Consider the following 11,475-nt stretch of genomic DNA (forward strand, 5'->3'; position numbering starts at 1 on the left):
ACCGCTTTTTTGTGCCATCCGCTAACGGGCTAGGATGGCCCCAATGGCGAAAGAACCACAGGTCAGTCACCACCTTGATAGCCGACGGCCCCCTTTCGCAGAGCCGGATTCAGCAGGGAGGACCACGCTCTATGGACCTGATGCAGCAACGCTACAAGAAACGTCCGGGCCAGCCTTCGATCGATGGCCCCGCGGTTGCCAAGGGGTGGTTCGTCACCCTCGGGCTGTGGCTGGGCAGTTCGCTGGCATTCGCCATCTATTCGTCTGCGACGCTGTCCGACGACCCAGGGACCTTGTCTTCCGGTGTCCTGGGGCTCTGGTCGATATTCGCCCTGTACAGCGTGGGCGTCGCAATGCTCATCGGCTTGCCGCTGGCCTTGCTACTGGACCGGTCTCTCCGGTTCACACATTCGCCGTGGATCCACATTGCGGCGTTCCTCGCAGTGTTCACCGCACTGCCAATGGCTGTGCTGGGGTTTTCCATGGATGGCGAATGGATTCAGCCTTGTAGCTTCTCCCTGTTGCTGGGAATCTGCGCAGCACTGGGACGGGCTGCAGCTTTCCGCCAGGGCGGTTCGTTCCGCAGGCCAACTACCTGGACCTCGTAGACAAGTTACTGCAGCCGACGGGCCGGTGATTCCCGAAGCGGCCCGACCGAGGGAGAACCAGAGCACCCTGGGGGCGGCATGAACACATGCCCGACCGCGGCGACGTTGAACGGTTTCCTCGGCCCGATGTCCCCGAAGGGGCGCATTCTACTTGTCGCCGTCCAGGAAGCTGTCTTCGGCTTCCTCGTCGGACAGCTGCCGCTTGGACTTCTTGGGGCCGTTGGCTGCGAACATCTTCTGCACGTCTGCGTTCGCCGCCAGCCGCAGCTTGTTCAGGAACAGGTAGGAGATCGCGAAGGCGACAATCAGCGCGACAAGGCCCGAGACGTAGACGGGCCACCGCAGGAGAAAGACCAGCGGGAGGAAAACAACGAAGAAAAGGGCCAACCGGATCACGGTGTACTTTAAGAACTGCACGGCTCCAGTCTATCCGCAGCCCGATCCCAGATAATTTCACTAGACTGTATTTATGGTCAGGTACATAATTTTTGGCTCATTGGTCGCACTTGCTGTCACCATCTACGCGTTGATCGAATGCGTCCGCACCCGGTCGAGCGATGTCCGCTCCCTGCCCAAGGCCGGCTGGATTGCGGCAATCATCCTGCTTCCGTTGGTCGGTGCCGGGCTCTGGTTCTGGCTTGGACGCCCCACCACCGGCGGTGTTCAGCGCCAGGCGCCCGGATCCCGCCCGGCGACAGGCGCCCCCGACGACGACGAGGCGTTCCTGCGCAATCTGGAGACACAGCGCCGCAACAAAGCCCGTGATGAGGAACTCCGCCGCAAGGAGGCCGAGCTCAAGGAACGCGAGCGCAAACTGGCCGAGGAGAAGAAGGACGAGCCCGAGGAGGGCGGCAATCCGTCCGAGGACACGCCGCACCACACCCCCTAGAACCGCGAGGAACAACATGAAGGCTGGGCGGGTCCGGAATTCTCCGGACCCGCCCAGCCTTTGTTGCTAGTCGCCCTTGACGTTGATGATCTGGCGGAGCTTGTGCCGCACGCTCACCAGGTCACCCGCATCCTCCATGACCTGGTCGATGGGCTTGTAGGCACCCGGGATCTCGTCGATGAACGCGTCGGTATCGCGGTACTCGATCCCTTCCATGGCTTCGCGCAGCTGCTCGATGCTGAAGGCCTTGCGGGCTGCACTTCGTGAGTACTCACGTCCTGCGCCGTGTGGCGAGGAATCGAGTGACACCGGGTTGCCCTTGCCGACAACCACGTACGAGGCCGTGCCCATCGACCCGGGGATCAGCCCCGGATCCCCTTCACGAGCCCGGATGGCACCCTTACGGGAAAGCCAGACCGACTTCCCGAAGTGGGTCTCCTTCTCCGTGAAGTTGTGGTGGCAGTTGATGCGCTCGAGCTCATCGACAGGTCCCCCGACCCAGTCGGTGAACTGGCGGATCACCCGGTCCATCATTTCTTCCCGGTTCAGCAGGGCGAAGTGCTGTGCCCAGCGCAGTTCGCGGATGTAGGCGTCGAACTCCACCGTTCCCTCGACAAGGTACGCGAGGTCCGGATCCGGCAAGTCGATCCAGTACTTCCTGGCGACCTGCTGTGCGACCTTGATGTGCTTGGTCGCGATCTTGTTCCCGATCCCTCGCGAACCCGAGTGCAGGAACAGCCAGACCGAGTCCTCCTCATCCAGTGACACCTCGATGAAGTGGTTGCCCGAGCCCAGCGACCCGAGCTGGTGCGCCCAGTGCCCGGCGTAGCTTGCCGGGTCGAAACCAGCCTTCTCCGCCAGCGCCTTGAGCTCCTCGACACGTGGGAGGGCCGTCGCGACGATCTTGTTGTTGTACTTGCCCGCCGAGAGCGGGATCGCGCGTTCGATGTCCTCGCGCAGCGGCCTGCGGTCCTTCGGCAGGTCCGATTCCTTGTACTGGGTCTTCACGGCGATCATGCCGCATCCGATGTCCACTCCCACTGCGGCCGGAATGATGGCACCGAGTGTCGGAATCACCGACCCGACAGTGGCGCCCTTGCCCAGGTGCGCGTCCGGCATCAGCGCCAGGTGCGGGAAGATGAATGGCATCTTCGAGGTGGTGATTGCCTGCTCCCGGGTCTTTTCATCCAGGATGGACGCCCAGTTCTTGAGCCGGCTGGTGATGGTCTCCACGATTTCTCTTTCTGTGATGTGGTCCTCGCCGCGCTCTTCGCGGAAAGGTTGAAAGGTTCGGGGAGACGATCGGATCCAAAAAAGTAACCCCGAACCGGTGTGCGGTTGCGGGGTTTGGAGTCCTGCTGGCGTGCAGGGGGCTACAAAGGGGGCAACCGGCGATTTGGTTCTTGCTTGTACTGGCGCAGGTAGGAGCGCAGGGACAAGTCATTGAGATCGGTTGCATTGAATTTCAACATGTCCTTGCCCTTTCCAGTACGTGCTTGCAGGTTCCCGTATTCGGGATTTCCAGGTACCGTCCCCGTTGCGGAGACGACAAGAGGCGAGCCTAACAGGCCCATCGGGCTCGGGCAACCCCGGACCATCGGCGGTGCCGCCAATTCGGGCCGGTTCGTCCCCTGTGCCCGGACGCAAGAAAGCCCGTGATCCTTGAACAGAATCACGGGCTTTCTTCTTTGTGGCGGGGACAGGATTTGAACCTGTGACCTCCGGGTTATGAGCCCGGCGAGCTACCGAACTGCTCCACCCCGCGTCGGTATGTACCAACCCTAACAGGGGTTTGCCCGTAGACCTAATCGAGGGAAAGTTTCGTCGAATTTTGCCCGGTTTACCGAGTATTCAGGCCTTTGGCGAGATAAACCCACCCCAAAACAGGACCGTTTCCCTCCGAACGCGAAATTCTTGAGTGTGAGTACTGTCACTGGCGATCCCGATTGGGCGCGGATGGAAACCTACACGAGACCCTCCGATAGTACGCGCCTGGTTAACGTGAAGGTGGCCCGCCGCTTGTTGTTCACAAGCTGCGGGCCACCATTCGGTGTTCCGTGGACTACAGACCCGCGTACGAGTGAAGACCGTTGAAGTAGATGTTCACGATGGTGAAGTTGAAGACGAGGCAGAGGTAGCCGATGATGCTCAGCCAGGCCGAACGTGCGCCGGTCCAGCCGCCGGTGGCACGGGCATGCAGGTAGCCTGCGTAGACCACCCAAATCACGAAGCTCCAAACTTCCTTGGTGTCCCATCCCCAGTAGCGGCCCCAGGCGGCCTCGGCCCAAATGGCTCCGGCCATCACGGTGAAGGTCCACATGACAAAGGCAACCGCGTTGATGCGGTAGGCAAAGTTCTCGAGTGCGCCGGCGCTCGGCACCAGGCCCATGAACGGGAACTTGTCCTGCTTGCCGGCCGCCAGGGCAGAGACTCGGGCGTGCTGGACCAGCTGCAGGACGTTCATGGCGAAGCTGATGGTGAACAGGGCGGATGCCGCCACCGCGATGGACACGTGGATGATCAGCCAGTAGCTCTGCAGGGCGGGCACCAGGTGGGCGACGGGAGTCGGGAAGCCCATGGTGGCGCCACAAAGCATGACGGTCACCAGTCCAATGACGAAGGTCCCCATGAATCGCAGGTCCTTCTTCAGCAGCACCACGGAGAAGACAAGCGCGACGATGAAGGAGCCCGTGGACAGAAATTCGTACATGTTGCCCCACGGCACGCGGCCAGCAGCAATACCGCGGCTGACCACGGCAAAGCCGTGGATCAGAACTCCGAGCCAGGTCAGCGATACCGCGACCTTCGCGGCCATGCGCTTCTCCGACGCCGGGACATAGTCCATCGAGTCGTTGACCAGTTCCTCGCCACGCGGGGTGTTTACGACGGGCGCCGAGTTCCCGGCGCCGGCGGCGACCAGAACCTTCTGTTCCGCTTCCAGCGTGGCCGCGTCAATTTCCCGGATCAGCTTGCTGGACTTCGCCAGGTCCCAGGCGAAGGCGATGAACGCCACCGCATAGACGAATGCAGCCAGCAACATGAACAGATCGCTGTACTGCCCCAACGTCTCGTTGATGGTGGGCAACTTGTTTCCCATAAGGTCTCCTAGACTCCGGCTCGCACGACGGCGGGCCACTGCTGCTCAAGAATCTTGCGCAATTCCTTCGCTTCCGATTCCAAGCGAGGGTCTTCACCACGGGCCAGCAATCCGTATTCGATTATCCGCTCTTCACGTCCCGAATCGTCAACCGAGGTCTTGATTTTCACCCAGACACGGCGACGCGGAGTAAAGAGGGAGATGGCCAAGCCCAGGAGGGCCAGACCGGCAAAAATAGCCACCGGGCGCTTGCTCGGATCGTAGTTGATGTCGAGGCCGACAAAGCGCTTCAACCCGTCAAAGGAAATGCTCCCCTTGCCGTCCGGCAGGGTGTAGCTTTCCCCGGCACCCAGGACAATGCCACCGGCGTCAAGGTTTCGGCTGTTCAGTTCCGTGAGCTCGTCCGTATCCAGGACATAGACGTTTTGCGGGTCGCCGTCATCGAGGCCGAGGTCTCCGTAGTAGGAGTTCAGCTGCAGCTGCGGGTTGACGGCGTTCGGGTCGCCGGAAATGGCGAAGCCCGTTTCGTCGGTCATGGCGGTGGGCAACAGGAATCCTTGGAAGCCGAGCTGGTCCGGCTTCGCATCGGGTGCCTTGATGACCAGCACCGAGGTGTACATCCCGTCCTGCGGAACCGAGACAACGGGCCCGCTGAAGGCCACGTTTCCTTCCCCGTCCTTGACTGTCACCACGGGGGCATAGCCGTTGCCGACGAGGTAGACGTCGGCACCGTTGATCCGCAAGGGGTGGTTGACCCGAATAGTTTCCTTTTCCACCGGGGAATCCGGGCTGCGGCGCGTTTCGACCTCTGCAGTGAAGTCGATGGGCTGGCCGAAGTGCGTGGTGGATTCCCTGTCGAAAGTGATGTTGAACTTGTCCAGCTTCACCGAGTACGGGGTGAGCGATTCTTCCTTGAACCACGTACCTGGCTTGAAGGAGTCGTAGGAGACGAGGGAATTGACGAAGGTCTCTCCCTCGACCAGGACGCGCTGGCCGCCGTAGCCGAACGATCCGCCGACCGCGACGGATGCGAGGATGCCCACCAGGGAAACATGGAACAGGAGGTTGCCGATTTCCCGGCTGTAGCCGCGTTCGGCGCCGACTGAGGGGTTGGCTTCTTCGGGCCGGGCCTCGACGCGGTAGCCGCGCTTCTTGAGCAGCTTGGCTGCGTCGGCAATGACCTGCTCGTTGCCGATCCCCGAGGCTTCTGCCGTGTCGATCGCGAATGTGCCGTTCTGTGGCAGCCTGTTCAACCGCGATGGGGTGCGTGGCGGCGGGGTGCGCAGTGCCTTTGCATGCTTCTTCACGCGCGGCAGGATGCATCCGATGAGCGAGATGAAGAGCAGCAGATAGATGGCCGAGAACCATGCCGAGGAGAACACGTCGAAAAGCTGGAAGCGGTCAAGCCACGCACCCAGCGTGGGATTGTTGGCCAGGTACGCCGTGACCTGCTCCGGGTTCACTGCCCGCTGCGGGAAAACGGAACCCGGAACGGCTGCGACTGCCAGCAGGAGGAGTAGGAACAACGCCGTGCGCATGCTGGTGAGCTGGGCCCACGCCCAGCGAAGCATCCCGACGAAACCGAGGGCCGGAACCGCGACGTCTTTTTTCATATCTTGCTTTGCCATTAGATGGGCAACCTGACTTCGTTGGCGAACCAGTCTTGCAATTGTGTGACCCAGATGCCCCACAGGCCCGTGGCCATGAGGATACCCAGGAGGATGAGCAGGCCGCCGCCAAACCGCATGATTGCAAGCTGGTGCCGCCGGAAGAATTTCATGGCGCCCATGCCTCGGCGCAAGCCAAGGGCGATCAGGAGGAAGGGCAGGCCCAGCCCCATGCAGTAGAAGAATGTCAGCAATGCGCCCTTGGCGACGCTGGCGTCGGGCCCAGTGCTCATGGCCAGGACAGCTGCCAGCGTGGGGCCGATGCAGGGCGCCCAGCCCAGCCCGAAGGTCACGCCGAGGATGGGAGCTCCCCAGAGGCCGGCCGGCGGCTTTCGGTGGATCTTGGCCTCGCGTTGCATGAAGGAGAAGCCGCCCATGAACACCACGCCCATGAGGATGACAACTACGCCAAGGACTTGGGTAACCCAGGCGCCCTCAAACCTCATCCAGTACGCGATTTGGGAAAAAATGCTTCCGGCAAGCACGAAGACCGCCGTGAAACCCAGGATGAACAGGCCGATGCCTGTCACCATGCGGCCGCGTTTCTGGTCTGCCAGGTCTGCCCCGGAAAGTCCCGTGACGTAGCCCAGGTATCCGGGAACCAGTGGCAGCACGCAGGGCGAAAGGAAGGAAACCAGCCCGGCGAGGACGGCGATCGGAATCGCAAGCAGCAGTGAGCCATCCATGATGATCTCGGCAAAGGGGTTCCCCTGGGCCGGGACCGCCAACGCGGAAACCAGTGTCGGGGCTATCACAACGACTCGGTGAGGGCCGTGTTGATCAGCGCCTTGAGCGTCGGCTTCTCGGCAACGCCGAGAATGCGGGCCGATACCCGTCCCTGCCGGTCCAGGACCAAGGTCGTCGGTACGGCCTGGAGCGGAACGTACTTGGTCATGGCCAGCTGGATCTCGCCCGCGGTGTCCTGGACGGACGGGTACTTGATGCCAAAGGTCCGCTCAAAGGCCTCGGCTGCGTCCTTTTCGTCCCTGACGTTGATGCCGACGAATCCGGCCTTGCCCTTGAACTCGTCGCTGAGCTCGACCATGTGCGGTGCCTCGATACGGCACGGTGCGCAGGCGGCATACCAGAAGTTCAGGACCGTCACCTGGCCGACCCATTCGGCGGAATCGATCTTCGTTCCGTCGTAGGCGGTGGCGCTGATGCTCACGGGCTCGGTCCGCGAATCCGGTCCGTACTCCTGGACGGAGCCGTCGCCGGCGATGTAGTTCTTGTTGTTGCCTTCACGGGCCTGCTTGGCCAGGGGGTCCTCTTCGCCGACGCAGGCTGCCAGCGGCACCACTGCGGCTGCGAGCATGGCGGCACGCAGGAAAGTACGCCGTCCCACGCGCGAGGGCAGGGACGAAGTGGGATCGGTCATGATCTCAGGCTCCAGGAATGTTCGCGGCGTTGACCAACAGGTCGACACTGGGTTCTGCATAGCGGACGGCGACCAGACTTTCACCTTCAAAGTCCAGGCTAGTCACGGAGGTGAGAGTGCATTCGCGTTTCCGCGGGTCGTGCCAGAGGGCCTTGCCCTCTGCTGCGCGGCGGGTAACCCAAATCGGCAGCTGGTGGCTGACCAAGATGGCTTGCGCCCCGCTACCGCCAAGTTCAACCGCACGATCGCGGTGTTCGACAATGGCGGTCTTCATTCGTTCCACCTGGTCCCGGTAGGGTTCCCCCCAGGATGGACGAAAGGGATTGACGACATAGGACCAGTATTTTGGTTCCTTCAGTCGCTGCTTGATCTGTGAGAGGCCCTGGAACCTGTTGGCGGCCTCGATGATTCGCTCATCGGTCACGATGTCCAACCCAAGCGCCTTCGCAGTCGGGTTGGCAGTTTCCTGGGCCCGAACGAGCGGGGAAGAAACAATGTGGGTGATGTTCGCGCCGGCCTCTTGCTGGGCCGTGAAATACCCTGCCGCACGCTCGGCCATTTCATGGCCGAGGTCGGAGAGATGGAATTCGGGTAGCCGACCGTAGAGAACCCTGTCCGGGTTATACACTTCGCCATGACGCAGAAGGTGAACAGTAGCAGTCGACATGCTCCAAGTGTCTCAAATCTTTGGTGGGTTACCTAAACAGGAAACTTGATCCCCGCCACTTGCTGTGACCCGGGTTCGGCCGTCGATCAGTCCTTTCACGGCAACCGCGCAGGCAACAGGGCCTTGCGGCGAAAGACCGTGCCCTTGACGGAAACCACCTTTTGCCGGATTCCTCCGCACCAAAAACCATCCTTTAGGAGGGGGAGAAATCCAGATGGCAACGGATATTGTGATGCTTAAGACGCATACCGAAACCGAAGGAGCAGGCCATGTCGACACCTGAAAACGAACCCGGGAACCCGCAGACCCCACCCGCCAATCCGGGCCAGCCACAGTACGGGCAGGTCGCTCCGCAGGACCCGAACGCCGCCGTTCCGCCCTACGGACAGGCTCCCCAGTACGGTGCCCCGCAGCAGAACCCGTACGGCCAGAGCCCCTATGGACAGAACCCTGCCCCGTACGGACAAAACCCTTACGGCCAGAATCCCAACCCCTACGGCCAGCCACCCCAGAGCCAAGCGCCCTATGGCCAGCAGCCGTACGGCTCCGGATTCCCGGTGCCTCCGCAGGGTAGTTTCCCCGCACCCCAGATGCCGACCGAGCGTCCCAAGGAACTCGACACCGCGTTCTGGACCATCATCGCCGCGGGCGTGCTGTCACTAATCGCCGCCATCTTCGGCTTCAACACCGAATTGATCCGCCAGCAGCTCTCCGCGACGCCCGAGTTCGACCAGATGGTCCAGGAAACCGGAATGTCGATCGATGCACTCCTGAGTGCCACGCACACCATGGTCATCGTCTTCGCTGTCGTTTCGCTCGGCATCTATGTCCTGCTGGCGTTCATGATCCGCAAGGGCAGCAACGTGGCCCGAGTTTTCGCAACGGTCTTCGCCGCGCTTTCCGTCTTCGGCATCTTCGGCGGAACGATCCTGTCGATCCTGTCCATCCTGGTGGGCGTCGTCGGCGTCGTCTTCGCCTGGATGCGCCCGGCCAGTGCCTACATCGCCGCCCGGCGCGCGGCCCGCGCTGCAGGCTACCGGTAGGGAGCCCCTGCGACGGGGGGTCTTGAATGCGGGAAACCCGCATTCAAGACCCCCCCGTCGGTTAAGCGCAGGATCGTTGGCCCACCGCGAAGCGCCTAGAGGATGTTCTGCCCGTGATAGGCGAGGATCTGCAGTTCGGTTGCGAGGTCGACCTTCCTGAGGTTCACGCCCTCCGGCACCTGCAGGACGACCGGTGCGAAGCTCAGGATGCTTCGCACACCGCACTCGACGACTTTGTCGCACAGGTCCTGCGCTGCCGGCCCCGGGACGGAGAGCACGGCGATGTTTGCCCGCATGGATTCCAGGACCGATGACAGGTCTTTCGTGTCGGCAACGGTCAGCTCGCCGATCTGCGTACCTATGACATCCGGCGCGGCGTCGAGAAGTGCCACGACTTCGAAGCCCCTGCTGCGGAAGCCGCCGTATCCGGAAAGGGCACGCCCCAGGTTGCCGGCACCGATGATCGCCACGCGCCATTTTTGGGTCAGTCCCATGGCCTTGGAAATGTGCTCCGCAAGTTCCGTGACGACGTAGCCCACTCCCCTGGTTCCGTAGGAACCCAGCAGCGAAAGGTCCTTGCGCAGGATCGAGGGGTTGACGCCGGCCTCCGTGGCCAGGACCCCGGAGGAGGTTCTGGTCTGCCCCTGGGATTGAAGCGTGTTCAGCGCCCGCAGGTACTGGGTCAGCCGTGCCAGGGTGGCCTCGGGAAGAATCCGCTCGAGGGAGCCGGTCGCGGGGCTCGCGTGCGGCTCGACGACGTCGTCGGCCGGGCGGTGTTGCGGGGTTGGCATCGTGCTTTGACTCATTCCTTGGATCTTTTCATGAACCTACGGCTGGTACCGCGCCGCGGGGCATCCGCAGCGGATGCGCCGACCGGCACTGGCTCGCGTCAACTCCCGAGCAGGGATTCGAGGCGCTGCGCATCGATGACCCAGAAATCGCGGACCTTTCCGTCGATCAGGAGGACCGGCACTTCCTCCGAGTGCCGGGCCAGCAGTTCGTCGTGCTCGTCGATGTCAACGCTCTGCCATTCGTAGCCCATCCTGGCCGTGACCTCGTCGAGTGTTTCCATGGCTGCGTGGCACAGGTGGCACCCGGAACGGACCAGCAGGGTGATTTCGTGGGGTGTCTTCGCTGTGCTCATGAAAACTACGCTACAGCGCCCCGGCACAATGCGTGCAATAGACTGTGGGGATGCCCGCCACATCAACACATGCTCTGCCGGATGAGACGGAAACCGCAGCGACAGGCACCGCCGCCGCCTTCTTCGATGTCGACAACACCATGATGCGCGGCGCGTCCCTCTTTCCCTTGGCCCGCAAGATGTACAGGCACAAGGCCTTCTCGCTGCGCCAGATCCTCTGGTTCCTTGCACACCAGTTGCGCTTCGCGGCCCGGGGTGAGCACCTCGGGGATATCAAGGCCATCCGGGATCGGGCACTGACGTTGGTCGCAGGGTTTCCCGTCGCCGAAATGCAGGCGCTGGCCGATGAGATCTACGACGAGTTCATCGAGTCCAAGATCTGGCCCGGCACGCGAGCCATCGCCGAACAGCATTTGCACGCCGGGCGCAAGGTGTGGCTGGTGACGGCGACCCCGCTGGAAGTTGCTTCGGTCATGGCCCATCGTCTGGGACTCAGCGGCGCGCTGGGAACCAGCGTCGAGCACGTTGACGGGGCATATACCGGCAGGTTGGTGGGCGAGATCCTGCATGGGCAGGCGAAGGCCGAGGGTGTCCGGGAGCTTGCGGAGGCCGAAGGCCTCGACCTGGGCGAGTGTTGGGGTTACAGCGACTCCCACAACGACATTCCGCTTCTGGAGGCAGTGGGTCACCCCGTGGCGATCAACCCGGATGCGAAGTTGCGCCTCCATGCCAGGCGCCGGAACTGGCCGATCTATGACTTTCGCACCGGACGCAAGGCCGCAACCCTCGGTCTGAAGGCGGTAGGTGTCTCGGGTGCGATATGGGGGCTGTGGCGCAGCCTGGGCAAGGTGCAGCGCCGCCCCTGAGGACGGTACGCCGTCGACGTCGGCCGGCGGGCCGTCGATGCCATCCCCCGCACACGCAGAGAGGTGGGGGGGGGCGGGGGGCGCCCCCCCCCCCCCCCCCCCCCCCCCCCGCCCCG

Annotated in this window: 14 protein-coding genes and 1 tRNA gene; 4 read left to right on the forward strand and 11 right to left on the reverse strand. The window is 62.6% G+C overall.

The genetic code is table 11. The annotated features are described in order from the left end of the window. The first annotated feature begins 131 nt into the window (after positions 1-131). Entirely contained in the window at positions 132-608 is a 477-nt protein-coding gene (locus tag ACSYDW_RS12575; RefSeq protein WP_438339066.1) for a hypothetical protein, read from the forward strand. 147 nt (positions 609-755) lie between these two features. Here ACSYDW_RS12575 and ACSYDW_RS12580 read toward each other — a convergent pair whose 3' ends face one another. After that, complete coding sequence (locus ACSYDW_RS12580) at positions 756-1,025, reverse strand: DUF4229 domain-containing protein (RefSeq protein ID WP_438339067.1); 270 nt, start codon at positions 1,023-1,025, stop codon at positions 756-758. A gap of 52 nt (positions 1,026-1,077) precedes the next feature. Here ACSYDW_RS12580 and ACSYDW_RS12585 point away from each other — a divergent pair, with 52 nt between their 5' ends. After that, positions 1,078-1,497 carry a PLD nuclease N-terminal domain-containing protein gene (locus ACSYDW_RS12585; RefSeq protein ID WP_438339068.1) on the forward strand — a complete coding sequence of 140 codons (420 nt, stop codon included), beginning with the start codon at positions 1,078-1,080 and terminating at the stop codon, positions 1,495-1,497. A 66-nt stretch (positions 1,498-1,563) separates the two neighbouring features. On the opposite strand, the gene ACSYDW_RS12590 is transcribed toward ACSYDW_RS12585, so the two are convergent. From ACSYDW_RS12590 to ACSYDW_RS12625, 8 genes are all read right to left on the reverse strand, one after another. Then, complete coding sequence (locus ACSYDW_RS12590) at positions 1,564-2,730, reverse strand: RtcB family protein (RefSeq protein WP_438339069.1); 1,167 nt, start codon at positions 2,728-2,730, stop codon at positions 1,564-1,566. Positions 2,731-2,870: 140 nt separating this feature from the next. Continuing rightward, on the reverse strand, positions 2,871-3,173 hold the full coding sequence (locus ACSYDW_RS12595; RefSeq protein WP_438339070.1) for a hypothetical protein: 303 nt from the start codon (positions 3,171-3,173) through the stop codon (positions 2,871-2,873). A gap of 15 nt (positions 3,174-3,188) precedes the next feature. Beyond that, positions 3,189-3,262 (reverse strand) — tRNA-Met (locus ACSYDW_RS12600). 297 nt (positions 3,263-3,559) lie between these two features. Then, the gene (gene ccsB, locus ACSYDW_RS12605) at positions 3,560-4,594 is read right to left on the reverse strand and encodes a c-type cytochrome biogenesis protein CcsB (RefSeq protein ID WP_438339071.1); all 1,035 of its coding nucleotides are present in this window, start codon (positions 4,592-4,594) and stop codon (positions 3,560-3,562) included. Between the two features lie 8 nt (positions 4,595-4,602). Beyond that, positions 4,603-6,222 (reverse strand): cytochrome c biogenesis protein ResB, encoded by a 1,620-nt coding sequence (gene resB, locus ACSYDW_RS12610; protein ID WP_438339072.1) that lies wholly within the window; start codon positions 6,220-6,222, stop codon positions 4,603-4,605. Further along, on the reverse strand, positions 6,222-6,947 hold the full coding sequence (locus ACSYDW_RS12615; RefSeq protein ID WP_438339087.1) for a cytochrome c biogenesis CcdA family protein: 726 nt from the start codon (positions 6,945-6,947) through the stop codon (positions 6,222-6,224). Before ACSYDW_RS12615 ends, resB begins: the two co-directional genes overlap by 1 nt. A gap of 65 nt (positions 6,948-7,012) precedes the next feature. Continuing rightward, positions 7,013-7,639 (reverse strand): TlpA family protein disulfide reductase, encoded by a 627-nt coding sequence (locus tag ACSYDW_RS12620; protein WP_438339073.1) that lies wholly within the window; start codon positions 7,637-7,639, stop codon positions 7,013-7,015. Positions 7,640-7,643: 4 nt separating this feature from the next. Then, complete coding sequence (locus ACSYDW_RS12625) at positions 7,644-8,306, reverse strand: histidine phosphatase family protein (RefSeq protein ID WP_438339074.1); 663 nt, start codon at positions 8,304-8,306, stop codon at positions 7,644-7,646. A gap of 269 nt (positions 8,307-8,575) precedes the next feature. Here ACSYDW_RS12625 and ACSYDW_RS12630 point away from each other — a divergent pair, with 269 nt between their 5' ends. Continuing rightward, on the forward strand, positions 8,576-9,349 hold the full coding sequence (locus ACSYDW_RS12630) for a hypothetical protein (protein ID WP_438339075.1): 774 nt from the start codon (positions 8,576-8,578) through the stop codon (positions 9,347-9,349). A gap of 95 nt (positions 9,350-9,444) precedes the next feature. On the opposite strand, the gene ACSYDW_RS12635 is transcribed toward ACSYDW_RS12630, so the two are convergent. Together ACSYDW_RS12635 and ACSYDW_RS12640 are read right to left on the reverse strand one after the other, a co-directional pair. Beyond that, a complete protein-coding gene (locus ACSYDW_RS12635) occupies positions 9,445-10,155 on the reverse strand; it encodes a redox-sensing transcriptional repressor Rex (RefSeq protein ID WP_438339076.1) in 711 nt (236 codons plus the stop codon). Positions 10,156-10,238: 83 nt separating this feature from the next. Next, positions 10,239-10,493, reverse strand: coding sequence for a glutaredoxin family protein (locus tag ACSYDW_RS12640; protein WP_438339077.1), 255 nt, complete (start codon positions 10,491-10,493; stop codon positions 10,239-10,241). Between the two features lie 50 nt (positions 10,494-10,543). On the opposite strand from ACSYDW_RS12640, the gene ACSYDW_RS12645 reads away from it, so the two are divergent. Beyond that, on the forward strand, positions 10,544-11,359 hold the full coding sequence (locus ACSYDW_RS12645; protein WP_438339078.1) for an HAD family hydrolase: 816 nt from the start codon (positions 10,544-10,546) through the stop codon (positions 11,357-11,359). Positions 11,360-11,475: the final 116 nt, after the last annotated feature.

It is taken from the genome of Paeniglutamicibacter selenitireducens, assembly GCF_051550675.1.
Classification (GTDB): Bacteria; Actinomycetota; Actinomycetes; order Actinomycetales; family Micrococcaceae; genus Paeniglutamicibacter.